At 35.7% G+C, this 24,138-nt stretch carries 22 protein-coding genes and 1 tRNA gene; 20 read left to right on the top strand and 3 right to left on the bottom strand.

Annotation, left to right across the window (positions count from 1 at the left end; translation table 11 throughout):
* Positions 1-8 precede the first annotated feature (8 nt).
* Positions 9-1,103, top strand: coding sequence for an ABC transporter permease (locus FGF67_RS08765; protein WP_139696821.1), 1,095 nt, complete (start codon positions 9-11; stop codon positions 1,101-1,103).
* Positions 1,104-1,113: 10 nt separating this feature from the next.
* Here the strand turns inward: FGF67_RS08765 and FGF67_RS08760 are convergent, their stop codons facing one another.
* The 3 genes from FGF67_RS08760 to FGF67_RS08750 form a co-directional block, all read right to left on the bottom strand.
* Positions 1,114-1,569, bottom strand: coding sequence for a GNAT family N-acetyltransferase (locus tag FGF67_RS08760; RefSeq protein WP_139696819.1), 456 nt, complete (start codon positions 1,567-1,569; stop codon positions 1,114-1,116).
* Between the two features lie 64 nt (positions 1,570-1,633).
* Complete coding sequence (yihA, locus tag FGF67_RS08755; RefSeq protein ID WP_139696817.1) at positions 1,634-2,245, bottom strand: ribosome biogenesis GTP-binding protein YihA/YsxC; 612 nt, start codon at positions 2,243-2,245, stop codon at positions 1,634-1,636.
* A gap of 46 nt (positions 2,246-2,291) precedes the next feature.
* Positions 2,292-3,056 (bottom strand): alpha/beta fold hydrolase, encoded by a 765-nt coding sequence (locus tag FGF67_RS08750; protein ID WP_139696815.1) that lies wholly within the window; start codon positions 3,054-3,056, stop codon positions 2,292-2,294.
* Positions 3,057-3,382: 326 nt separating this feature from the next.
* Between FGF67_RS08750 and mraZ the strand changes: the two genes are divergently transcribed.
* From mraZ to aldA, 19 genes are all read left to right on the top strand, one after another.
* Complete coding sequence (gene mraZ, locus FGF67_RS08745) at positions 3,383-3,853, top strand: division/cell wall cluster transcriptional repressor MraZ (protein WP_139696813.1); 471 nt, start codon at positions 3,383-3,385, stop codon at positions 3,851-3,853.
* Positions 3,834-4,736, top strand: a complete 903-nt coding sequence (gene rsmH / locus FGF67_RS08740; protein ID WP_233244044.1) for a 16S rRNA (cytosine(1402)-N(4))-methyltransferase RsmH — start codon at positions 3,834-3,836, stop codon at positions 4,734-4,736. The genes mraZ and rsmH overlap by 20 nt, the downstream gene beginning before the upstream one ends.
* Entirely contained in the window at positions 4,737-5,054 is a 318-nt protein-coding gene (locus FGF67_RS08735; protein WP_139696809.1) for an FtsL-like putative cell division protein, read from the top strand. It abuts the gene before it with no gap.
* Between the two features lie 63 nt (positions 5,055-5,117).
* On the top strand, positions 5,118-7,079 hold the full coding sequence (locus FGF67_RS08730; RefSeq protein WP_139696866.1) for a penicillin-binding protein: 1,962 nt from the start codon (positions 5,118-5,120) through the stop codon (positions 7,077-7,079).
* Positions 7,076-8,539 carry a UDP-N-acetylmuramoyl-L-alanyl-D-glutamate--2,6-diaminopimelate ligase gene (locus FGF67_RS08725; protein ID WP_139696807.1) on the top strand — a complete coding sequence of 488 codons (1,464 nt, stop codon included), beginning with the start codon at positions 7,076-7,078 and terminating at the stop codon, positions 8,537-8,539. The genes FGF67_RS08730 and FGF67_RS08725 overlap by 4 nt, the downstream gene beginning before the upstream one ends.
* Positions 8,540-9,781, top strand: coding sequence for a phospho-N-acetylmuramoyl-pentapeptide-transferase (gene mraY, locus FGF67_RS08720; RefSeq protein ID WP_139696806.1), 1,242 nt, complete (start codon positions 8,540-8,542; stop codon positions 9,779-9,781).
* Positions 9,782-11,113, top strand: coding sequence for a UDP-N-acetylmuramoyl-L-alanine--D-glutamate ligase (murD, locus tag FGF67_RS08715; RefSeq protein ID WP_139696804.1), 1,332 nt, complete (start codon positions 9,782-9,784; stop codon positions 11,111-11,113).
* 11 nt (positions 11,114-11,124) lie between these two features.
* On the top strand, positions 11,125-12,318 hold the full coding sequence (locus tag FGF67_RS08710) for an FtsW/RodA/SpoVE family cell cycle protein (RefSeq protein WP_139696802.1): 1,194 nt from the start codon (positions 11,125-11,127) through the stop codon (positions 12,316-12,318).
* On the top strand, positions 12,319-13,419 hold the full coding sequence (gene murG / locus FGF67_RS08705) for an undecaprenyldiphospho-muramoylpentapeptide beta-N-acetylglucosaminyltransferase (protein WP_139696800.1): 1,101 nt from the start codon (positions 12,319-12,321) through the stop codon (positions 13,417-13,419).
* Positions 13,416-14,768: a UDP-N-acetylmuramate--L-alanine ligase gene (gene murC / locus FGF67_RS08700; protein WP_139696798.1), complete on the top strand. Its 1,353-nt coding sequence runs from the start codon at positions 13,416-13,418 to the stop codon at positions 14,766-14,768. The genes murG and murC overlap by 4 nt, the downstream gene beginning before the upstream one ends.
* A gap of 16 nt (positions 14,769-14,784) precedes the next feature.
* Entirely contained in the window at positions 14,785-15,477 is a 693-nt protein-coding gene (locus tag FGF67_RS08695; protein WP_317128545.1) for a cell division protein FtsQ/DivIB, read from the top strand.
* Between the two features lie 3 nt (positions 15,478-15,480).
* On the top strand, positions 15,481-16,815 hold the full coding sequence (gene ftsA / locus FGF67_RS08690) for a cell division protein FtsA (RefSeq protein WP_139696794.1): 1,335 nt from the start codon (positions 15,481-15,483) through the stop codon (positions 16,813-16,815).
* A gap of 107 nt (positions 16,816-16,922) precedes the next feature.
* On the top strand, positions 16,923-18,905 hold the full coding sequence (gene ftsZ, locus FGF67_RS08685; RefSeq protein ID WP_139696792.1) for a cell division protein FtsZ: 1,983 nt from the start codon (positions 16,923-16,925) through the stop codon (positions 18,903-18,905).
* Positions 18,906-19,048: 143 nt separating this feature from the next.
* Positions 19,049-19,498 (top strand): GatB/YqeY domain-containing protein, encoded by a 450-nt coding sequence (locus FGF67_RS08680; RefSeq protein WP_139696791.1) that lies wholly within the window; start codon positions 19,049-19,051, stop codon positions 19,496-19,498.
* 22 nt (positions 19,499-19,520) lie between these two features.
* A tRNA-Arg gene (locus FGF67_RS08675) sits at positions 19,521-19,594 on the top strand.
* 103 nt (positions 19,595-19,697) lie between these two features.
* Complete coding sequence (locus FGF67_RS08670) at positions 19,698-20,489, top strand: IclR family transcriptional regulator (protein WP_139696788.1); 792 nt, start codon at positions 19,698-19,700, stop codon at positions 20,487-20,489.
* A 171-nt stretch (positions 20,490-20,660) separates the two neighbouring features.
* On the top strand, positions 20,661-21,677 hold the full coding sequence (locus tag FGF67_RS08665; protein WP_139696786.1) for a zinc-dependent alcohol dehydrogenase: 1,017 nt from the start codon (positions 20,661-20,663) through the stop codon (positions 21,675-21,677).
* 105 nt (positions 21,678-21,782) lie between these two features.
* The gene (locus tag FGF67_RS08660; RefSeq protein WP_199240675.1) at positions 21,783-22,547 is read left to right on the top strand and encodes an SDR family NAD(P)-dependent oxidoreductase; all 765 of its coding nucleotides are present in this window, start codon (positions 21,783-21,785) and stop codon (positions 22,545-22,547) included.
* A 131-nt stretch (positions 22,548-22,678) separates the two neighbouring features.
* Complete coding sequence (aldA, locus tag FGF67_RS08655; RefSeq protein WP_139696781.1) at positions 22,679-24,133, top strand: aldehyde dehydrogenase; 1,455 nt, start codon at positions 22,679-22,681, stop codon at positions 24,131-24,133.
* The last annotated feature ends 5 nt before the right edge of the window (positions 24,134-24,138 follow it).

The raw sequence follows: 24,138 nt of genomic DNA, 5'->3' as shown, positions 1-24,138 counted from the left end.
GCTAATTTATGGCTGAGACCTCCAATTCGTTAAAACAATTAGCGCTCCAAAAGTTTAAAAAAAACGTTTGGGGCGTTTTAAGTTTTTGGTTTATTGTTCTAGTTGCTATAGTCTCTTTATTTGCATATGTTATGGCACCTGATAACTCACAGCATGCAAATCAAATGCATTTGTCTATTCATTCAAAAAAACCTGGTTTTAAGGTTGATATGTTAACCATTCCAAGCGCTTATAATACCAATCAAGGATATGTGAATAGGCTGTTTTTTGGCAAGGAAAATACAGATACAGAAATACCTATTACCAACTTTAAAGTTGAAGAAGAAGTGTTGATTTATAACGAGTATGCATCTGATGGATTGGTAGGTGCAGAGAAAAGTATAAGTCTTAATCGTTTTCCACAAAAAAACGTTACGCCTTTTATTGCAACAAAAACCTTTTTGTTTGGAACAGATAAGTATGGTAGAGATTTGCTGAGTCGTGTTTTAGTTGGTGCCAGAATTTCGTTTTTTATAGGCTTTGTTGCGGTATTTATATCGTTAGTGATAGGGGTGTTTATGGGGAGTTTAGCTGGGTATTTTGGAGGAAAGGTTGATGCTTTAATTATGTGGGTTATAAATGTAACCTGGTCTATACCTACATTATTATTGGTTATTGCTATTACTCTGGCTTTAGGAAAAGGTTTTTGGCAAGTGTTTATTGCTGTTGGATTAACAATGTGGGTAGAAGTAGCCAGAGTGGTAAGAGGGCAAATTATTAGTGTTAAGGAAATGCAATACGTGGTTGCAGCCAGAGCATTAGGGTTTACAGATTTTAGAATCATAACCAAGCATATTTTACCTAATATTATGGCTCCAGTTATTGTAATTTCAGCTGCAAATTTTGCTGCTGCAATTCTTATTGAAAGTGGTTTAAGTTTTTTAGGTATTGGGGCGCAGCCACCTATGGCTAGTTGGGGTGCCATGATAAAAGACCATTATAATTATATTATTCTTGGTAAGCCGTATTTAGCCATCATTCCGGGGTTGTGTATTATGAGTTTGGTTATGGCGTTTATGCTTATAGGTAATGCCTTAAGAGATGCTTTAGATGTAAAGTCTTAAAGTAAAATGTTTACTTTAAATGCAATTTCATGCCTTCATGGCTGGCAACAAATCCTAAGTTTTTGTAAAAATGAATGGCTCTAGGGCGTTGTTTGTCGCTAGTAAGTTGAATTAAACAAGCATTACGTTCTTTCGCTCTATTAATAGCCCACTGAAGCATAAGCTTACCTAAACCCATACCTCTTTTGTCTTTTCTAATTTGAACGGATTCAATTTGAGCACGTAAGCCACCACGGTAGTTTAAATATTGTATAAAAGTAAGTTGAAATGTCCCTATAATGCTTAGTGTTTCATCCTCAACTACCATGAGCTCTTGGTTTTTGTCGGCATCTATTATTTTAAAAGCCTCAAGGTAACTCTTTGAAATAGGGGTGTTTAAATCTTCTCTGGTTTTACCTAGTTTGTCATCAGCAAAAAGCAGAACAATTTGAGGCACATCTTCCCTAGTGGCTTTTCTAAATGTCATATCAAATTTTGTTTTGTGACGTTAAGTTGTTGAATAGACCTGTGCTGTAGAATTTTTGGTTTACTTACTCGCCCTCTAATGCCATATTGCCATTAAGTTGTTCAATATAGTCTAAAACGGTGTCTTTGCCAATGCTCTTTGAGGATGAAGTAATAAAATAATTAGGCATGTCTTCCCAGGTTTCAAGAAGGATTGCTTTATAGGCTTCAATATGGTTTTCAATGGCTTTAGGTTTTAGTTTGTCCGCTTTCGTAAAAATTATAGAAAACGGAATGCCGTTTTCACCAAGCCATTGCATAAATTCTAAGTCAATAGGTTGTGGTTCATGTCTTATGTCTACTAAAACAAAAGCAGTAATCAGTTGTTCACGCAGACTAAAATATTGAGTAATAAATTTTTGAAAAACCTTTTTTGAAGATTTTGATACACGCGCGTAACCATAGCCTGGTAAATCAACTAGATGCCAGTTTTTATTAATTAAAAAATGATTGATAAGCTGTGTTTTTCCTGGTTTTCCTGATGTTTTAGCAAGGCTTTTTCTTCCGGTTAACATATTAATTAAGGAAGATTTACCTACATTACTTCTGCCAATAAATGCGTATTCGGGAAGCCTCGTTTTAGGACACTTAGACACATCAGAGTTACTTACTACAAATTCAGCAGATTTAATTTTCATGAGACAAGCACTTTTTAAACGACGCTGTATTAATTACGGCTCTAAACTAGAAGCCTCTTTTATCAAGCCAAGATTTCAGAATATCATTAAATTCATCGGGATGCTCCATCATAGCAGCATGGCCACATTTATCAATCCAGAATAACTCTGAATCAGGTAAAAGATCATTAAACTCCTCGGCCACCTCTGGAGGTGTTACAGTGTCATTTTTACCCCAAATAATGCAGGTAGGCGTGTGCATTTTTGGTAAATCTTTAGACATATTGTGTCTTATGGCACTTTTGGCAATAGCTAAAGTTTTTACAAGTTTGTTTCTGTCGTTTACCGTTTCATAAACTTCATCTACAATTTCTTTAGTAGCTACCTCTGGGTCATAAAAAACATCTTGCGCTTTCTTTTTGATAACTTCATAATCACTACGTTTAGTATACCCGCTACCCATAGCGCTTTCATAAAGTCCTGAGCTCCCTGTAATAATTAAAGCTTTCACAGATTCAGGAAACATTTTTGTGTGATAAAGTCCAATATGTCCACCAAGTGAATTTCCAAGAACAATGACTTCTTTAAGTCCTTTAAAATCAATGAAATCATGTAAGTATTTGGCAAAACTTTTTACATTGGTTTTTAATAAAGACATAGAGTATATGGGGAGTTCTGGGATGAGTATTTTGTAGCCTTTCTCACTAAAAAAATCGGTCACAGCATCAAAATTACTTAAGCCTCCCATTAAACCATGAAGTATTATAATTGGGGTGCCTTCTCCTGCTTCTATATAACTGTATTTGCTTTCTTTTTTTAAACTATGTGTCATTAAAGAGTCGGTCAATCATTGAAAACAAATATAGTTATTTCATTGAAATTTCAACTATAATTATTCTTTTCCCTTAAAATTAACAAATCTTTAAAATTCACCTAAGATCTCAGCAGCAATTTGAGATGTTAACATTGGGCTGCGGTAAAACGTGAACTGTCTGGTAGTTAGTTGTATACTGTTTTAGGTGGGGATGAGCCACTTTTTTAGCTGTTTTAAATTCGAGTTTATCGAAAATTTATTAACAAAGTGGTATAAAGTGGTAATATGTGGTAAATTTTTCAATATATTTGAAATATAAACGTTTACCAACTAGAAAACTGCTTTTGGACTTAATCACAGGAACATACGATTGCAAAGTTGATGCAAAAGGCCGATTAATGATGCCTGTTGCAATCAAAAAACAACTTTCTTCTGTCATGGATGAAGGGTTTGTATTGCGTCGTTCTGTATTTCAAAAGTGTTTAGAGTTGTATCCCATGAGCGAGTGGCAGGTGCTTATGCAGAAAATGAACAAACTTAACAAGTTTAAAAAGAAGAACAACGATTTTATTAGAAGGTTTACTGCTGGCGCCAAAATTGTTGAGGTTGATGTGAATGGACGCTTGTTGATTCCTAAAGATTTAACGGTTTTTGCTAACATTTCAAAAAATATTGTCGTGGCTTCGGCTATCAATATTATTGAAATATGGGATAAAGATTTGTATGAACAAGCTATTGATGATGCGGCAATTGACTTTGCTGATTTAGCAGAGGAAGTTATGGGACAAGACGATGATGACTATGGAATATCATAACCCAGTGCTTTTAAAAGAAACAGTAGATGGTTTGGCGGTAAGGCCAGATGGTATTTATGTGGATGTAACTTTTGGTGGTGGCGGGCATAGTAGAGAAATATTGAATAGGCTTGGAGCTAATGGGCGTTTGTTTGCTTTTGATCAGGATTCTGATGCGTTGAAGAATGCTATTGATGATGAACGGTTTACTTTAATTCATGAGAATTTTAGATATATAAAACGGTTTTTGAGGTTTCATGGTGTGAAAGAGGTAGATGGGATTTTGGCTGATTTTGGAGTGTCTTCGCATCAGTTTGATGTGGCCGAACGTGGGTTTTCTACGCGATTTGAGGCCAACTTGGATATGCGAATGAATCAAAAGAATGAATTGTCTGCCTTTCATGTGGTCAATGAATATAGTGAAGAAGATCTTAAAAAGGTGTTGTTGCAGTATGGGGAGTTAAGAGCGGCTCCTGCTATGGCACGAGCTATTGTTGAGCAGCGAGATGTTAGTCCTATTGTAACGAGTGAGCAATTGAAACAGGTTTTAAACAAGTTTTTGTCGCCAAGACATGCTAATAAAATTTTGGCCCAAATTTATCAGGCTATTAGAATTGAGGTGAATCAAGAGATTGAGGTGTTGAAAGAGTTTTTATTGCAAACACCTGATATTTTGAAGGTTGGAGGGCGTTTAAGTTTTATTTCCTATCATTCGTTAGAAGATAGGTTGGTGAAGCGCTTTATTAGAAACGGTATGTTTGAGGGTGAGCCTGAACGTGATATGTTTGGAAATTTTGAAGTGCCTTTAAAAAAAGTTAACGGATTACTAGTGCCATCGGCTAAAGAAATAAAAATGAATAATAGAGCGAGAAGCGCAAAATTAAGAGTGGCTGAAAAAATATAAATGAAGACGAATATTTATAACATATTAAAGGGTACATTTTTAATAAGTGAAGATGCTTTTAGGAGTTGGCGGTTTATTCTCTTTTTGTCAGGATTAGCTATTGTGATGATTGCAAGTTCTCACAGTGCAGATAAAAAAGTTTATGAGATTGCACGTTTGAAAAATGAAGTAAAAGAAATACGGTCTAAGTTTTTTGATGGTCGGTCAAGATTGATGAAGTTAAAAATGGAGTCGCATGTTGTAAAGGTTATGAAAGAAAAAGGATTATCGCTTTCAGAGAATCCGCCTCAAAAAATTAAAGTTAAATCTCAAGAATAGCGTTCGGTTTTGGCAGTGAAAGAAAAAGACATATTGAACCGTTTGTATTTTATAGCAGGATGTATGTTCATCTTTGGTATTGCTGTGGTGTTTAAGCTATTGAGTATTCAGTTTGTTCATGGTGAAAAGTATAAAGCATTAGCTACAAAGCGCGTGGTAAAAGATGTGATTATTCCCGCAAATCGAGGAAATGTTTACTCTGTGAATGGCAATTTATTGGCTACTTCAATTCCTAAATATGATATAAGGTTTGATGCTATAACGTCTTCGAAAAAAACATTCGAGAAGCATGTTAAAGGATTGGCAGATTCGCTCGCTGAGTATTCAGGTAGGTCTTCAGCTAAAATAGAAAGGCAATTAAGGCGAGCTAGAGCTAATAAAAACAGATATTATCTTATCGCAAGAAATATAGGGTATTCTGATTATGTACGAATTCGAAATTTTCCATTATTAAATCAGGGAGCGTTTAAAGGTGGCTTAATTGTTGAGCAAACAACAAAGCGGGAGCACCCTATGGGGGGTATTGCGCAAAGAACTATTGGTTATGAGCGTATTGATGATAAAGGCAATGTAACCAGACCAGGTATTGATGGAGCTTTTGGTGTGAAGTATTTGCGTGGCGTTGACGGGAAGCGTAAAAAACAGAAAATTGGGAACGGACAGTGGAAGCCTTTAAACGATGCTAATGAAGTGGAACCAAAAGATGGATATGATGTCTATACAACTATTGATGTAAATGTTCAGGATATTGCGCATCATGCTTTGTTAGAACAGTTAGAAAAGTACAAGGCAGATCATGGCTGTGTAGTGGTTATGGAAACTAAAACAGGAGAAATCAGAGCGATTTCTAATCTTGGTAGAAATAAGAATGGAACATACTATGAGCGCTTAAACTATGCTGTTGGTGAAAGTCATGAATCTGGATCAACATTTAAGTTAATGGCGCTTGCAGCTGTTTTTGAGCATAAGTTGGCAGATACAAGTGATGTGGTGGATACAGAAAAAGGAGAAATAAGTTTCTATGGTAAGAAAGTACGCGATTCTAAACATGGAGGGTATGGTAAAATTTCTGTTTCAAAGGCTTTTGAAGTGTCTTCAAATACAGGTATTGTAAAGGTAATTGATAAGGCTTACAAAAAGAAGCCTGAAAAGTTTGTAGATCAGCTATATGAGATGAACTTGCATAAGGATTTAGATTTGCCAATAATTGGTGAGCCTAAACCTATTATTCCAGATCCTCGTGTAAAAAACGGTAGGTGGAGTGGTATTGCTTTGCAATGGATGGCTTACGGTTATGGTGTGTCTTTTACGCCACTGCAAACCTTAACTTTTTACAATGCTGTTGCTAATGATGGGGTTATGGTTAAACCACGATTTTTAAGAGAAGTTAGAGAGTTTGATAGAGTAGTAGAGACATTTGAAAGAGAAGTGATAAATGAACAAGTCTGCTCAAAAGAAACTATTAGTAAGTTGCAGAGTTTGCTTAAAGGAGTTGTTGAAAAAGACCATGGTACAGGGCATCGTTTGTATTCTAAAAACTTTTCAATGGCAGGTAAAACAGGAACTTGTCAAAAAGATTATAGGAACAAAGAGAAGCTAAATTATATTTCATCATTTGCAGGGTATTTTCCTGCAGATAACCCTAAGTATTCATGTATAGTTGTCATTCATGAACCAGAAAAGGGAATAGGGTATTATGGGGCTGATGTTTCGGGGCCTGTATTTAAAAGAATTGCAAAAAAAATATATACAGATACACCTTTAATAGATCAAGTAACCTCTCTAGATGTGAAAGTGGCAACAGTAGAGAATGAGTTTGAAGACTTTTATAAAGTGGCTCAAACCTATAAAACCATTATGCCTAATGTGGTTGGGATGCCTGCTATGGATGCTGTTGTATTGTTGGAGAATATGCAGGTTGATGTTAAAGTGAAGTTAGATGGGAATGGGGTGGTGCGAGCGCAGTCTATTGATAAAAATACCAAGTTAAAAAATAATCAAACCATAGTTTTAAGAGCCTCTTGATGCAGTTAAAAGATATATTATATAAAGTGACTATCAACGCTGTGGTAGGAAGTACTACTGTGCGTACACGCGCTATTGCGTTTGATTCCAGACTTATAAATAAAGGAGATCTTTTTGTAGCGATACGTGGTTTGGTGTCAGATGGTCATGACTTTATTAAAACGGCTATTTGTGGTGGTGCTGTTGCTGTAATTTGTGAAGAAATACCAAAGGAAATCGTTGAAGGAGTCACCTATATTGAAGTTGATAATTCAAGTAAAGCTCTTGCGGTTGTTGCGGCCAATTATTATGAAAACCCGTCTGAAAACTTAAAACTTGTTGGAGTTACTGGAACAAATGGTAAAACTACGGTAGCTAGTTTGCTCTATCAATTATTTAAAAAGGCGGGCTATAAGGTGGGCTTATTGTCAACTGTAAAAATTATGGTTGATGATAAAGAGTTTAAAGCGACGCATACTACGCCAGATTCTCTGACGATTAATAAGTATTTAAAGAAGATGAATGATGAAGGTGTAGAGTTTTGTTTTATGGAAGTGAGTTCGCACGGTATTCATCAGTATAGAACAAAAGGATTGCGTTTTGAGGGCGGAATTTTTACCAATCTGTCACATGATCATCTAGATTATCATAACACCTTTGCAGAATACAGAGATGTAAAAAAGACTTTTTTTGATGAGCTTCCTAAAAGTGCTTTTGCCTTATCTAATGTTGATGATAAAAATGGTCTCGTTATGTTGCAAAACACTAAGGCTAGAAAGTACACCTATGCTTTAAAACAGTATGCAGATTATAAGGCTCAGATTTTAGAAAATCAATTTGGGGGCTTGTTGCTTAAAGTAAATGATAGTGAGGTTTGGACTAAGCTTATAGGTCATTTTAATGCCTATAATGTTTTAGCAATTTATGCAACCGCCGATTTGCTAGGATTAGAACGTGTTGAAATTTTAAGGTTAATAAGTGATTTGGAAAGTGTAAGTGGTCGTTTTCAATATCTTGTTTCTAATGAGAAGATCACTGCCATTGTTGATTATGCACATACCCCTGATGCTTTGAAAAATGTACTGGAAACCATTAATAGTATCAGAACCAAAAATGAGGAGTTAATCACCGTGGTGGGGTGTGGTGGCGATCGTGATAAGACGAAGCGACCTGTCATGGGGAAAATAGCAGCGTCTTTAAGTACAAAAGTTGTTTTTACAAGTGATAATCCGCGAAGCGAAAATCCTAAAGTTATACTTGATGAAATAGAAGCTGGTGTTGAGCCTCAGAATTTTAAAAAAACACTTACAATTGAAGACAGAAAACAAGCCATAAAAGCCGCCTGTCAAATGGCGCAACCTCATGATATTATTTTGATTGCGGGTAAAGGACATGAAACCTATCAGGAAATTAAAGGAGAATGCTTTGATTTTGATGATTTTAAAATAGTAAAAGAACTTTTAAAACAATTACAGAAGTAAATGCTCTATTATTTATTTGAATATTTAGAATCGCAATTTAAATTTCCAGGTGCATCGCTTTTTGGGTTTATCACCTTTAGAGCGGCTTTGGCTATGATCTTTTCGCTATTATTCTCAACCATTTACGGTAAAAGAATTATTCGTTTTTTACAAAAACAACAAGTAGGAGAAACAATCCGCGATCTAGGACTTGAAGGGCAAAAAGAAAAAGCGGGAACGCCAACCATGGGTGGACTTATTATTATTTTAGCCACATTAATCCCTGTATTTCTATTCGCAAAACTTGAGAATATCTATATCGTCTTGTTGATTGTTACAACACTATGGATGGGGGCTATAGGTTTCATTGATGATTATATTAAGAAATTTAAAAACGATAAAGAAGGTTTAAAAGGAAGATTTAAGGTGCTTGGTCAGGTTGGTTTAGGTATTATTGTAGGAGCAACTTTGTTTTTTCATCCCGATGTTACTCTAAAAGAAAACTTGCCTTTTGTAGAGCAACAAAAAATACTTACAGAGAACCCTAAGGTCGAGTCGTCCAAACTATTTTCGGCAGAAGAAAAAAGTACTAAAACCACCATTCCGTTTGTTAAGAATAATGAATTTGATTATGCTAATTTAATCACATGGATAAACCCCGATTTGAAAAAATATGCCTGGGTTATATTTATTCTAGTGGCTATTTTTATTATTACGGCCGTTTCAAATGGGGCTAATTTAACCGATGGTATTGATGGTTTAGCGGCTGGAACTTCGGCTATAATAGTGCTAACGTTAGGAATATTTGCTTGGGTATCGGGTAATATTATTTTCTCAGATTATTTAAATATTATGTATATACCTCGCGTAGAGGAAATCACTATTTATATTGCGGCGTTTGTAGGAGCTTTAGTTGGGTTTTTATGGTATAACACCTATCCTGCTCAAGTGTTTATGGGAGATACAGGAAGTTTAACTATTGGGGGAATTATAGCGGTAATAGCGATAGCTGTTAGAAAGGAGTGGTTAATTCCAGTATTGTGTGGCATTTTTTTAGCGGAGAATCTATCCGTGGTGCTGCAAGTAAGCTGGTTTAAGTATACCAAGAAAAAATATGGAGATGGGCGACGAATTTTCAAAATGGCACCTTTGCATCACCATTATCAAAAATTAGGATATCATGAGAGTAAAATTGTTACTAGATTCTGGATTGTAGGTATTTTGTTAGCTATTGTGACAATTGTGACCTTGAAAATACGATAAATGAAACGATTGGTTGTTCTTGGTGGAGGTGAAAGTGGTGTAGGAACCGCTCTTCTAGGTAAGGCAAAAGGTTATGATGTTTTTGTTTCGGATAAAGGAACAATAAAAGAAAATTATAAACAAGTTCTTATACATAATGAGATTGAATGGGAGGATGAAAATCATACAATATCACGGATATTAAATACCGATGTTGTGATGAAAAGTCCAGGGATTCCAGATAAGGTGGCTTTGGTGAAACAAATTCGAGAACAGGGGATTACGGTTGTTTCAGAAATCGAATTTGCATCACATTTTACAGATGCTACCATTATAGGGATTACAGGTAGTAATGGTAAAACTACTACGGCAACGCTAACACATCATTTATTGAACACAGAGTTGAATGTGGGATTGGCAGGAAATATTGGGGATAGTTTTGCGAAGCAAATTCTAGAACATGATTATGAAAACTATGTTTTAGAGATAAGTAGTTTTCAATTAGATGATATAAAAGATTTTAAACCAAAAGTAGCGGTTATTACTAATATCACTCCAGATCATTTAGATAGGTATAACTATGAGTTTGAAAATTATATCAATTCAAAATTCAGAATTGCCATGAATCAAACAGCAGATGATTATTTGATTTATGATGCAGATGATACGGTTATAGTGAATCATTTAAAAACAAATCCAGTTCAATCTACATTATTGCCATTTTCATTGGTTACACCCGTTGAAAATGGTGCATATTTTGACGATAATAAAATTATAATAACAATTAATAACAATAAAATAATTATGCCAATATCAAACATGACATTAGAAGGAAAGCACAATGTAAAGAATGCAATGGCAGCTTCTACTGTGGCACACTTGCTTAAAATAAGAAAGCAAACTATACGTGAAAGTTTAGAGAATTTTCAGGGTGTAGAGCATCGTTTGGAGCATGTGCTTAAAATTAATAAAGTGCAATATATAAACGATTCAAAAGCAACAAACGTAAATGCAACGTATTATGCCTTAGAAAGTATGGATGCGCCTACGGTTTGGATTGTTGGTGGTGTTGATAAAGGTAACAATTATGAAGAGTTATTTTCCTTTGTTAATGAAAAAGTAAAAGCCATCATTTGTCTTGGTGTTGATAATGAAAAGTTAATGAGTACGTTTGGTAACATGGTTGATGTTATTGTGGAAACTCAGTTTATGAGTGAGGCTGTGAAGATAGCTTATAAATTGGCTGAGTCTGGTGATAATGTACTGCTGTCGCCGGCATGTGCTAGTTTTGATTTGTTTGAGAATTATGAAGACCGCGGAAGGCAATTTAAAAATGCAGTAAGAAATTTGTAGCAAAATAACGGATGCAAACAGTATTTAAAAACATAAAAGGAGATAGGTTAATTTGGGCTATTGTGGCCTTATTGGCTATATTGTCCTTTCTGCCTGTGTATAGTGCTGCCAGTAACTTGGCATACAGAGGTGGTGGTAGTAATACATTTGCATTTTTTGTAAAACACTTTGTGCATCTTGTTTTGGGTTTTGCCATTATGTATGGGGTACATAAAATTCCATACAGATATTTTAAAGGGTTGTCATTAATTATGATTCCTGTGGTTTTGGTGTTGTTAACGCTAACCATGATGCAAGGCACAAAAATTGAAGGCGCCAATGCAAGTCGTTGGATTCAAATCCCTTTTGTTGGTATGTCATTTCAAACGTCTACTTTGGCAGCGGTGGTGTTGATGGTGTACGTAGCTCGATATATGTCTAAAATTCAGGATAAAACCATCACTTTTAAAGAATCTATTTTGCCGCTTTGGTTTCCGGTGTTTTTAGTACTGATATTAATACTTCCGGCTAACTTTTCTACAGCGGCTATTATTTTTTTAATGGTTACCATGTTGGTGTTTTTAGGAGGGTATCCGTTAAAATATTTAGCGGTAATAATTGGTTCGGGTGTTGTGGTGTTAACTCTTTTTATTTTAACAGCTAAAGCATTTCCTGATGCCATGCCTAATAGGGTAGATACGTGGATGGGACGAATTGAAAGTTTTGCAGATTCAGAAGATACAGAAGAGGATTATCAAATTGAAAAGGCAAAAATAGCAATCGCTACAGGAGAAATTTGGGGTTTAGGGCCAGGGAAAAGCTTACAAAAGAACTTTTTACCGCAATCTTCTTCAGATTTTATTTTTGCCATAATCATTGAAGAATATGGTTTGTTAGGCGGCTTTATGGTTATGGTTTTATATCTGTGGCTGCTTTTTAGAATTGTTATTGTAGCTCAAAAGTCGGAAACTGTTTTTGGTAAATTGTTAGTGTTTGGTTTGGGGTTGCCTATTGTGTTTCAGGCATTAATTAATATGGCTGTAGCAGTTGAATTGTTTCCAGTTACAGGACAAACATTACCATTAATAAGTAGTGGAGGAACATCAATTTGGATGACCTGCTTGGCGGTTGGCATCATTTTAAGTGTAAGTGCAAAACGTGAAGAAATAAAAGAGCAAGAATTAAGGGATGAAAACCCGTTAGAAATCCTATCTGAAACCATTTAAATGAAGAACTATAAGATTATATTATCGGGAGGAGGAACAGGAGGTCATATTTATCCTGCTATAGCCATTGCTATGGAACTAAAATCTCGTTTTCCTGAGGCTGAGTTTTTATTTGTTGGGGCAAAAGGGAGAATGGAAATGGAAAAGGTGCCTCAGGCAGGGTTTGAAATAAAAGGGCTTTGGATCTCTGGAATTCAGCGTCAACTAACGCTCAAAAACTTGAGTTTTCCGGTTAAAGTTATCAGTAGTTTAATGGCGGCAAGAAAAATAATAAAAGCATTTAAACCCGATGTGGCTATTGGTACGGGTGGTTTTGCTAGTGGTCCATTGTTGCATGTTGCAGCTTCTCAAAACATACCTACCTTAATTCAAGAGCAAAATTCTTATCCTGGTATTACAAATAAATTGTTGTCAAAAAAAGCAAATAAAATATGTGTGGCTTATAATGGGTTGGAGCGATTTTTTCCTGCTGATAAGATTGTAAAAACAGGAAATCCAGTGCGTCAGGGGTTGTTGCAAATCGATTCAAAAACCATAAAAGCTAAGGATTTTTTCAAGCTTAATCATGGTAAGCACACGTTGTTGGTTATTGGGGGTAGTTTGGGGTCAAGGCGCATAAACCAGCTTATTGAAAAGGAATTAGACTTTTTTGATATGCAGAATGTTCAAATTATTTGGCAGTGTGGTAAACTGTATTATCAGCAGTATAAAATATACAATCATACCAAGAATGTACAGGTGTATGAGTTTTTAAATACTATGGATTTGGCCTATGCTGCGGCCGATATCATTATATCAAGAGCGGGAGCCAGTTCGGTATCAGAATTATGTATTGTTGGGAAACCTGTCATTTTTATTCCCTCACCTAATGTGGCTGAAGATCATCAGACAAAAAATGCACAAGCCATTGTTGATAAAAATGCCGCTTTAATGATTAAGGAGGAGGATTTAGATGCCGATTTTGAAAATAAGTTTGCTCAGGTATTGGCTTCAGGTGAAAAACAAGCTTTGTTAAAAGAAAACATTAAAAAATTAGCGTTAGTTAATGCAACTAAAGATATAGCAGACGAAGTTGAAAAGCTTTTGAAAGATAAAGAATGAATTTAAAAAATATACATAACGTTTATTTTGTTGGAATTGGCGGGATAGGAATGAGTGCTTTGGCACGTTATTTTAGCATGCTAGGTAAGCATGTGGCTGGTTATGACAAAACGAAAACAGAAATAACCCAAAGCTTGATAGATTTTGGAATTCAAATTCATTTTGAAGATGCCGTTGAAAATATTCCACAATGGTGCCTTGATAAGCTATCAACCTTAGTGGTTTATACGCCTGCTGTTCCTGAAAATCATGTAGAGTTAAATCATTTAAAAGCGCAAGGATTTCAAGTTTTAAAACGATCACAGGTTTTAGGAATAATTACTGAAAACATGTATTGTTTGGCTGTTGCTGGAACACACGGAAAAACCACAACAACTAGTATTTTAGGGCATTTGTTAAACGTGTGTGATGTGCCTTTAACTGCTTTTTTAGGTGGCATCAGTGAAAATTACAATTCTAACTTAATATTAAATGGTGCTGAAGTTTCAGTTGTAGAAGCGGATGAGTTTGATAGGTCATTTTTAACCTTATCGCCTAACTTAGCTTGTATTACATCTATGGATGCAGACCATCTTGATATATATGGTGATGCCAGTGAGTTAATAAAATCGTTTGAAGCATTTTCAAAGAAAATAAAGCCAAATGGAAAATTATTCGTGAAAAACGGATTGCCTTTGCAGGGTATTACCTATGGTATTGAAGATGATTCAGATTATAGTATTCAAAATATAAAAATAGAAAATGGTGCGTATGTTTTTGATGTGAAAACGCCAAAAACAGCACTTAAAGATATAGAATTTAACCTACCAGGTAGACATAATCTGTCTAATGCACTTATAGCCTTGGCGATGGCTGTTGAATATGGTTGCCCGCACAAACAGCTCGCCAAAGCTTTAGCGTCTTATAAGGGTGTGAAACGAAGATTTTCATATCAAATAAAGACAGATGATTTGGTTTATATTGATGATTATGCACATCATCCAGAGGAAATTAATGCCGTGCATCAAGCCGTAAGAGAAATGTATCCAAATAAAAAGGTGCTTGCTGTTTTTCAGCCGCATTTATTCAGTAGAACGCGTGATTTTATTGATGGTTTTGCTTCTAGTCTGTCGCAGTTTGATGAGGTTTTGTTACTAGATATTTATCCGGCAAGAGAACTGCCAATAGAAGGGGTGAGTTCACAATTGCTATTAGATAAAATGTCCCTTAAGCACAGGGCGTTAATAGATAAGGAAAATCTATTGACAGAAGTGCTAAAAAGTGATGCGCAGGTTATTTTAACCTTAGGGGCTGGTGATATAGGAGAAGAAGTTAAACATTTAAAACAAGGATTAAGTCTTGCAAGTTAATTGGAATGTTATAAAAATGCTGTTACTGTTAGTAATAACAGTGTTTTTGTTTGCGTTTGCCTCAGCGAGAAATGAAGAAAGGTCCATCTCAAATCCTAAGGTTACGTTTGTTGGAGAAAACAACCTTTTCATTACAAATGAGGCTGTTAGTAAATTGTTAATACAAAATTTTGAAGGAACTAAAAAGGTGTCCAAAGAAACTTTAGATTTGAATGAATTAGAGAATGCCCTCAAGTCTAACCCAATGATCAAAACTGCAGAAGTGTATGTTGCTGTTAATGGTACACTTAATGCTGAAGTAGAGCAAAAAACACCTGTCGCAAGAGTAAGTACAAATGCATCTTATTATATCGATGACGAAGGAAAGTTTATGCCATTATCAAGAAATTATGCTGCAAGAGTTCCCCTAGTTACTGGTTATGTTGAAAAGAATGATTTAAAAAACATCTATCAAATAGCTCGAAAAGTGCAGGATGATGATTTTTTAAAAAAGCATGTAATAGAGATTCATCAAGATATAAAAGGAAAGTTTTTTCTGAGATTAAGGCGGTGTGATTTTAATGTAGAAATAGGAGATTTATACTATCTAGATAAAAAAGTGAATAATCTTAAAGCTTTTTATAAGAAAAATTTAAAAGATAAGACGCTGAACAATTATAGTAAAGTAAATTTGCAGTTTGAAAATCAAGTAATAGGTACCAAAATTTAAGCTATGGAGCATAATTTAGCAGTAGGATTAGACATAGGAACCACTAAAATAGTGGCAATGATTGGTCGTAAAAATGATTACGGCAAGGTTGAAATTTTAGGTATAGGAAAATCTAAAAGTTTAGGCGTACACCGTGGTGTTGTAAATAATATTACACAAACCATTCAATCTATACAACAAGCAGTACAAGAGGCAGAAGCGGTGGCCGATATGAAAATTGATGAAGCTACTGTTGGTATTGCAGGTCAGCATATAAGAAGTTTGCAACACAGTGATTATATTACTAGAGCGGATTCAGAAACGGTGATTGATGATGATGATATAGATAAACTCATAAATCAGGTACACAAATTGGTGATGTTGCCCGGAGAAGAAATTATTCATGTACTTCCGCAAGAATATAAGGTTGATGGGCAAGCCGAAATTAAGGAGCCAATTGGGATGTACGGAGGCAGGTTGGAAGCCAATTTTCATGTCGTTGTAGGGCAGGTATCTTCTATTAGAAATATTGGGCGTTGTGTAAAGAGTTCAGGGTTGAATTTAGAAGGCATAACCCTAGAGCCTTTAGCTTCAGCCAATGCGGTATTGAGTCAGGAAGAAAAAGAAGCGGGTGTTGCTTTAATAGATATAGGTGGTGGTACAACAGATTTGGCCATTTTTAGAGATGGTATCATCCGTCATACAGCGGTAATTCCATTTGGAGGTAATGTGATTACCGAAGATATAAAAGAAGGGTGTTCTATCATTGAAAAGCAAGCTGAATTACTAAAAATTAAATTCGGCTCAGCATGGCCTGGAGAAAATAAGGATAATGAAATTGTTTCAATCCCAGGTTTAAGAGGGCGGGAACCCAAAGAAATCACCTTAAAGAACTTATCAAAGATTATTCATGCACGTGTTGTTGAAATCGTTGAGCAAGTTTTTGTTGAAATCAAAAACTACGGTCATGAAGAACAAAAGAAGAAATTAATAGCAGGTATTGTGTTAACTGGTGGCGGAAGTCAGTTGAAGCATTTAAAACAGTTGGTGGAGTACATCACAGGAATGGATACCAGAATAGGATATCCAAACGAACACTTAGCGGGCGATAGTGATGGTGAAATTACTAGTCCGTTGTATGCAACGGCAGTTGGCTTGGTTTTAGATGGTTTAAAAAGACAAGAGCGCAGAAAAGTTGAAGAAAAACCAATACAGGAGGAGCATGGAGGAACTGGAGAGCAGCAAGGTGCACAGGCTTCAAATGAGCCAAAAATCACAGAGCAACCTCCTAGAGAGAGACGTTCGTTTTTAGATAAATTAACGGAACGCCTAAAAGACTTTCTAGATAATGCTGAGTAAGTATTTGAGTAGATCGTTTTAAGTAAGCGTTTTCAAGAATAATATTTTAGAACCATTGAACTAAAGAATAAAGTACAAATAAAACAAACCCCAGTAAAACAGAATTTATGAGCAGCAACAAAGAATTCGAAACAAATATTTCATTTGATCTTCCTAAAAACAAGTCAAATGTTATTAAAGTTATTGGAGTTGGCGGTGGCGGTAGCAATGCTATTAACCACATGTTTCAACAAGGTATTAAAGGTGTAGATTTTTATATCTGTAACACAGACTCACAAGCCTTAGAAAATAGTGGCGTGCCTAATAAAATACAATTAGGTGTTCATTTAACCGAGGGCTTAGGAGCAGGAGCAAACCCAGATATTGGTGAGCAATCAGCAGTAGAAAGCGTTGAAGAAATTGCACAAATGCTTGATACTAATACCAAAATGGTTTTTATTACCGCAGGCATGGGTGGTGGAACAGGAACGGGAGCAGCACCAATAATTGCTAGAATGGCTAAAGAAAAAGATATTCTAACAGTAGGTATTGTGACTATGCCATTTCAGTTTGAAGGAAGGATGCGTATTGAGCAATCTCAAAAAGGTATTGAAAAACTAAGAAGCGTTGTTGATTCATTAATTGTAATTAATAATAATAAACTTCGTGAAGTATATGGAAATCTTGGGTTTAAAGCCGGGTTCTCAAAAGCAGATGAAGTATTATCAACCGCTGCCAGAGGTATAGCCGAAGTTATTACACATCACTATACACAAAACATAGATTTACGTGACGCTAAAACGGTTTTGAGTAATAGTGGAACAGCCATTATGGGGTCATCTTTAGCGTCAGGTCAAAACAGAGCTCAGGATGCTATTCGTAAAGCCTTAGATTCTCCGTTGTTAAATGATAATAAAATTACAGGAGCTAAAAATGTATTGCTGCTAATTGTTTCTGGTACTCAAGAGATTACTATTGATGAAATAGGAGAAATCAATGATCATATTCAAAATGAAGCAGGTCATGGTGCAAATATCATTATGGGGGTTGGTGAAGATGAAGCCTTAGAAGAGTCTATTGCCGTAACTATCATTGCTACGGGTTTTAATATTGAACAACAGGATGAGATTTCTAATACTGAAACAAAAAAGGTTAGGCATGTTTTAGGTGAGGATCCAGAAGCAAAAGCGGTAGAAAAGGAGCCTGTAATTATTGCTCCAATAATTGAATTGGAGGAGAAAAAAGAACCACCAGTAGTGCGTCATACTTTAGAGTTAGATTCAGAAGATGATGATAAGCCTGTAGTCTCAAAAAAGGAGAAAGAAGCATCGTCAACAAATTTTAATATCATTCCAACATCTGAGATTATTAAAAATATGGATGTGATTTATAAAGAAGTGTCATCAAGTATTGAAGAGGAGGACGATTTTATTATTAAGCCAGTAACTAGAATGTCATCTGATATTGACGACTTAACCGATGTTGAAGTGGTTTCAGATTATATAGAGGAAGAAAAGCAAATCACACTTACGTTTGATATGCCTATTCATTCTACCAGTGAAAATAATGAAGACAAGGACGATGTTATTGCTCACAAATTAACAGATGATAGTGAGGTAAAAGACATACCGGTGAATGATTATGTTGAGGTTGTTACCGTAACGGAATCTAGTAAAAATGGAGAAGTACGTTATGCACTTGATGATTATGCAGAATCAGATTCTTTAAATAGAAAGAAGAAAGATAACTCGAGCAAGTTTTTAGACGATGTTGAGCCAGATGTTGTTTTTGAGAAGAAGGTGTTGAATACCTCAGTTTCGGAAGAACAAACGGAAGAAATTGATCCTATGAATTCACCTATCTCAGAGCTATTAAAAGATAGAGCAGAGGAGCGTAGGAGAAAAATGAAGGATTTTAATTATAAATTCAACAATGCAAAAATTGATGATATAGAAAGAGTCCCTGCCTATAAGCGTCAGGGAGTGAATTTGAATGAAGCAAAACATTCTTCTGAAACGAATAACATATCAAGAACAAGTGTTGGGCTAGATGATAATGATGATATTCAATTAAGAAGTAATAATTCTTTTTTGCATGATAATGTAGATTAAAAAGAAGGTGTTGTAACCTTTGTGTACACTAAAACCCATAAAGTTGGTCAAGACTTTTTGGGTTTTATTGTGTAAAATTACAGTTGAAGTCTTGTGAGAGTAAGGCTTTTTATTTTTATATTCGCGTACTAAAAAAATAGGAGATGAGTTTACAACAAGAGGTAATGTCTGCTTTAAAAGAAGCAATGAAGTCTAAAAATCAAACGGCTTTAACGGCATTAAGAGCAGTAAAATCAGCAATATTATTAGCGCAAACAGAAAGTGGTGCTAAAGAAGAATTAACTGAAGAACAAGAATTAAAAATTCTCCAAAAACAGGTAAAACAAAGACGTGATAGTGCGGCTGTTTACCTAGAGCAAGGAAGAGAAGATTTAGCAGAGCCAGAATTGGCTGAGGCCAAGGTTATTGAGCAGTTTTTGCCCGAAGCTTTATCAGAGGAAGAGATTGAAAAAGTTGTTGTAGCAACTATAGGTCAAATTGGTGCTGAAGGCATGAAAGATATGGGGAAAGTTATGGGGATTGTTAGTAAAGAGTTAGCAGGACAGGCTGATGGAAAAACAATTTCTACCATAGTGAGACAAAAATTAGCTTGATGCAATTTGTATAAAAACATAAGGCTGCGTAGTTCAACTGGATAGAATATCAGATTTCGGCTCTGAGGGTTGGGGGTTCGAATCCCTTCGCGGTCACTGGAAAAGCTTGGGTTTTATACTCAGGCTTTTTTGTTTAAGTCATTAATTAAAATAGAATTAAAAAATAATTCTATTTTTGTGAAACTAAAACACTAAACCAATGAGTCAGGAAAAAGGAGAGGGAAAATCTACCTATAATGTACCTAATTTAGAACGTGGACTACAAATTATAGAGCTTCTATCGGTTCATAAAAAAGGACTCACTTTGTCAGAAATCATTGATACTTTAGAGATTTCTAAGTCAAGTGCTTTTAGGATTACAAGTACCTTAATTTTTAAAAATTACCTTCAGAAAAACGAAACCACCAAAAAGATAACATTGTCTAGAAAGATGTTAACCCTTGGTATTTCATCACTTAATGAGCAAAGTTTAGTCGAGTCTTCTATTGATGTTATGCGGGCGCTTCGAGATGAATTGAAGGAGTCGGTTATGCTTGGGGTTATTTTAGGCAATAAAGGAACCATTTTAGAGCAGGTGCCATCATCATATTCTGTAAAATTATTTGTGGAGCCAGGAACCCAATTTAATCTTCATACCTCTGTTGGAGGGAAGTCGGTTTTGGCATTTTTACCCAAAGAAGAAGCAGGTAATATAATAAGAACAATGAGTTTTACTAAATACACTAAAAATACCATTGTTTCCAGAAAGGTTTTTAGAGAGCAATTGAAAGAAATATTTGAAAACGGTTATGCTATTGATAACGGTGAAGATATAAAAGGTATTCATTGTATTGGTGCGCCGGTATTTAATGAATATGGGTATCCTGTTGCTGCTTTGTGGATTACAGCACCTCATGGTAGGTTGCCTCATGAAGATTTTCCAATTAAAGGGAATATTGTAGCAAAATATGCTCTTGAAATCTCTACAAAATTAGGGTATACCCAGCGCTAGATTTCAAATCATTATTTTTTATGAATTCTTGACCTTATGGTGTTTTAACCATAGGGTTAGTTTGTTGTACAAAAAAAAATGTTGATTTTCAACTATTTTTTTAAGGGAAAATCATATATTTGTTCCAAATAGCAAACTTGTTTCTTATTTGAAACTAATAGATAATTTTTTATGAAAGCAACGCAGTATGAGGGTAATAAGACCTTCTCGGTAATTGAAAAAGAGATTGAATCGCCGGGTAAAGGCGAAGTAAGAATTAAAGTAGCATATGTAGGTGTGTGTGGAACAGATGTCCATATATATCACGGTATGATGGATAAGCGCGTTAATATTCCGGAGACTATTGGTCATGAAATGTCTGGAGTAATTGATGCTGTTGGAGAAGGTGTTGATGGTTTTAATGTTGGAGATAAAATAGTAGTGAGGCCGCTAGATGATAGAAAGGCTAAGGCTTCCGATAAAGGGTTTAATCACATTTGTGAAGAATTAAAGTTTATTGGTATTGATAGTCCAGGTGCCATGCAGCAGTATTGGAATGTTCCAGCGTTTACTTTGCATAAATTAAAGGAGACTACAGATTTAAAATTAGCGGCACTTATTGAGCCGTTGTCGGTGGCTGCTCATGACGTGCGTTTAAGTGATCTTAAAGCCGGAGAAACTGCGGTGGTTTTAGGTGGAGGTCCAATAGGGTTACTTGTAGCTATGGTGGCTAAAGAAGCTGGGGCTCAGGTTATTATTTCTGAAGTAAATCCTACAAGAATTGAAAAGGCAAAATCTATGGGGCTTGAAGCGGTAAGTCCTGTTGATGTTGATTTGGTAGAATATGTGCGTTCAAAAACAGAAGGTAGGTTAGCTGATGTTGTTTTTGAAGTAGCTGGTGTACAACCCGCTTTAGATGTTATGACAGAGGTGGCAGGTATTAGAGGACGCATTGTAATGGTGGCTATTCATGGACAGCCAAAACCAGTTAACTTATTTAAATTCTTCTGGAAAGAGTTAAAATTAATTGGGGCACGTGTTTATGAGAAGGAAGATTACGAAAAATCAATCGCATTAATAACTGCAAATGAACTACCATTTGAAGATATGATAACAGATGTTCAACCGTTATCAAACATTCAGCAAGTATTTGAAAACATTGATAATAATCCTGATGGTATGAAGGTCTTAATGGATTGTCAACTTTAAAAATAGCGTTTGTGGTTGATGGTTTTTAGTTGTAATAATTTAAAACTAATGAAAAACCTACAGCCATTAATCAATAACAAATAATTTAAATTAATAAGAATGAGTATCTTAAATAAATTCAGTTTAGAAGGAAAAACAGCATTGGTTACAGGGTGTAAACGAGGTATTGGTAAAGCTATGGCAGTTGGTTTAGCCGAGGCAGGTGCTAATATTATTGGTGTTTCGGCTTCCTTAGAAAAAACAGGAAGTGATGTTGAAAAAGCGGTACAGGCTACAGGTAAAGCGTTTACGGCGTATCAATGTGATTTTTCGGATCGTAAATCCCTTTATGCATTTATTGCAGAAGTTAAAAAGAATCATCCTCAAATAGATATTTTGGTAAATAATGCAGGAACTATTTTAAGAACACCAGCAGCAGAACACCCAGATGACATGTGGGATAAAGTTATTGAAGTAAACCAAAATGCACAATTCATATTAACAAGAGAGTTTGGTAGAGACATGGTTGCAAGGGGTTCTGGTAAAGTTATTTTTACAGCTTCATTGTTAACATTTCAAGGCGGTATTACTGTTCCAGGTTATGCGGCGAGTAAGGGCGCTATTGGTCAGTTAACAATGGCTTTTGCTAACGAATGGGCAGGAAAAGGTGTAAATGTAAATGCCATTGCACCAGGATATATTTCAACAGATAATACAGAAGCTTTAAGGAATGATCCTGTAAGAGCAGAGTCTATTTTATCAAGAATTCCCGCTGGTAGATGGGGTGAACCAGAAGATTTTGCTGGTCCAACTGTATTCTTGGCTTCAGAAGCGGCGGCTTATATGAATGGATCTATCGTTTTGGTTGATGGTGGCTGGATGGGAAGGTAACTTCTAGTACTGTTCGTTTTAGTTCAATACAATATAGGTGTAGGTCATCATTAAGACGGAATATAGAAGGATAAATCACAATAAGTAGTAAGATAATAACAAAAAAGGAAAACAAAGAAAAAATTATAAATATGGCGGAAATTAAGGAATACCAGTTGTTTATTAATGGAGAATGGAAGACTTCGGCGTCAGGCGAAACAATAGATATCATAAGCCCATCAACAGAAGAGGTTGTAGCAAGAGTGCAAAATGGTACGGCAGAAGAGGCCATTGAAGCTTTAAAAGCTGCTGAGGCTGCTCAAAAAGAATGGAAAAAATTACCAGCAAGAGATAGGGCAGATTTGTTATACAAATTAGCCGACGAAATTGACGCAAATAATGAGCGTTTAGCAGTATTACTAACAAAAGAGCAGGGTAAACTTTTAAAAGTAGCTCGTTTTGAGGTTTCGGTAACAGCGTCATTTATTAGGTACGCAGCAGAGGGGGCTCGTAGAATTGAAGGCGATATTATACCGTCGGATAATCCTAATGAGCAAATCTGGATTCAAAAAATACCTAAAGGGGTAGTAGTAGCCATTACTGCTTGGAACTTCCCATTAGCGTTGGCAGGTCGTAAATTAGGGCCAGCTCTGGTTGCAGGAAACACTATTGTGATTAAGCCTACTTCAGAAACGCCAATTGCTACTTTAGAGTTAGGAGATTTAGCTAATAAAGTGGGTATTCCTAAAGGTGTTATTAATATTTTAACAGGCCCTGGCCGCGCTATGGGTAATGCTTTAGTAGAGAGCCCCATTACTAAAATGATAACTATGACGGGTTCTACACCTGTAGGGCAAAGTATTGCTCGTGCAGCTGCAGATAACTTAACACATGTGCAGTTAGAATTAGGCGGGAAAGCACCATTTATTGCCTTTGCTGATGCCGATATTGATGCTGCTGTTGATGCTGCGTTACATTCACGTTTTGATAACTGCGGACAAGTTTGTACCTGTAATGAACGTATGTACATCCACGAAGATATCTATGATGTGTTTATGGAAAAATTCTTGGCAAAAGTTGCAGAAATTAAGGTTGGTGATCCTATGTTAGAGGAAACAGATATGGGACCAAAAGTAAATGCTAATGAGTTAAAACACATGGAGCATTTGGTAGAAGTTTCTGTAAAAGAAGGCGCTACAATTGCAGCCGGAGGAAAACGTCCAGAGGGAGCAGAATTCGAAAAAGGGTATTGGTTTGAACCAACAGTTTTAACTAATGTTACTCAAGATATGACTATTGTTCATGAGGAGTCTTTCGGGCCAATTTTACCAGTTTTGAAATTCAAAACTTTCGAAGAGGTTATTGGGTATGCTAATGACTGCGAATATGGTTTAGCTGCTATGGTATTTACCAACGACATGAACACCATCATGAAATGTAATGATGAGTTAGAATATGGGGAAATTTATGTAAATAGAGGTCATGGAGAACAACACCAAGGATTTCATAATGGCTATAAACTTTCTGGTTCTGGAGGGGAAGATGGTAAATACGGGTTTGAGCAGTATTTAGAGAAGAAAACATTTTATATCAGACACAAAGCTTAAAAGCT

Origin of the sequence: Allotamlana fucoidanivorans (assembly GCF_006265225.1) — a bacterium.
Lineage (GTDB): Bacteria > Bacteroidota > Bacteroidia > Flavobacteriales > Flavobacteriaceae > Allotamlana > Allotamlana fucoidanivorans.
Note: the sequence above shows the minus strand (reverse complement) of the source record. Positions and strands in the feature narration are given on the sequence as shown.

Bases quoted from the DNA above. Each gene is read 5' to 3' on its own strand.
- FGF67_RS08750 (WP_139696815.1), bottom strand. From the start codon at position 3,056: ATGACACATAGTTTAAAAAAAGAAAGCAAATACAGTTATATAGAAGCA.
- murD (WP_139696804.1), top strand. From the start codon at position 9,782: ATGAAACGATTGGTTGTTCTTGGTGGAGGTGAAAGTGGTGTAGGAACC.
- FGF67_RS08735 (WP_139696809.1), top strand. From the start codon at position 4,737: ATGAAGACGAATATTTATAACATATTAAAGGGTACATTTTTAATAAGT.
- murC (WP_139696798.1), top strand. From the start codon at position 13,416: ATGAATTTAAAAAATATACATAACGTTTATTTTGTTGGAATTGGCGGG.
- FGF67_RS08680 (WP_139696791.1), top strand. From the start codon at position 19,049: ATGAGTTTACAACAAGAGGTAATGTCTGCTTTAAAAGAAGCAATGAAG.
- yihA (WP_139696817.1), bottom strand. From the start codon at position 2,245: ATGAAAATTAAATCTGCTGAATTTGTAGTAAGTAACTCTGATGTGTCT.
- FGF67_RS08760 (WP_139696819.1), bottom strand. From the start codon at position 1,569: ATGACATTTAGAAAAGCCACTAGGGAAGATGTGCCTCAAATTGTTCTG.
- FGF67_RS08765 (WP_139696821.1), top strand. From the start codon at position 9: ATGGCTGAGACCTCCAATTCGTTAAAACAATTAGCGCTCCAAAAGTTT.
- FGF67_RS08665 (WP_139696786.1), top strand. From the start codon at position 20,661: ATGAAAGCAACGCAGTATGAGGGTAATAAGACCTTCTCGGTAATTGAA.
- FGF67_RS08710 (WP_139696802.1), top strand. From the start codon at position 11,125: ATGCAAACAGTATTTAAAAACATAAAAGGAGATAGGTTAATTTGGGCT.
- rsmH (WP_233244044.1), top strand. From the start codon at position 3,834: ATGACTATGGAATATCATAACCCAGTGCTTTTAAAAGAAACAGTAGAT.
- FGF67_RS08670 (WP_139696788.1), top strand. From the start codon at position 19,698: ATGAGTCAGGAAAAAGGAGAGGGAAAATCTACCTATAATGTACCTAAT.
- FGF67_RS08730 (WP_139696866.1), top strand. From the start codon at position 5,118: ATGTTCATCTTTGGTATTGCTGTGGTGTTTAAGCTATTGAGTATTCAG.
- aldA (WP_139696781.1), top strand. From the start codon at position 22,679: ATGGCGGAAATTAAGGAATACCAGTTGTTTATTAATGGAGAATGGAAG.
- FGF67_RS08695 (WP_317128545.1), top strand. From the start codon at position 14,785: ATGCTGTTACTGTTAGTAATAACAGTGTTTTTGTTTGCGTTTGCCTCA.
- murG (WP_139696800.1), top strand. From the start codon at position 12,319: ATGAAGAACTATAAGATTATATTATCGGGAGGAGGAACAGGAGGTCAT.
- ftsZ (WP_139696792.1), top strand. From the start codon at position 16,923: ATGAGCAGCAACAAAGAATTCGAAACAAATATTTCATTTGATCTTCCT.
- mraY (WP_139696806.1), top strand. From the start codon at position 8,540: ATGCTCTATTATTTATTTGAATATTTAGAATCGCAATTTAAATTTCCA.
- ftsA (WP_139696794.1), top strand. From the start codon at position 15,481: ATGGAGCATAATTTAGCAGTAGGATTAGACATAGGAACCACTAAAATA.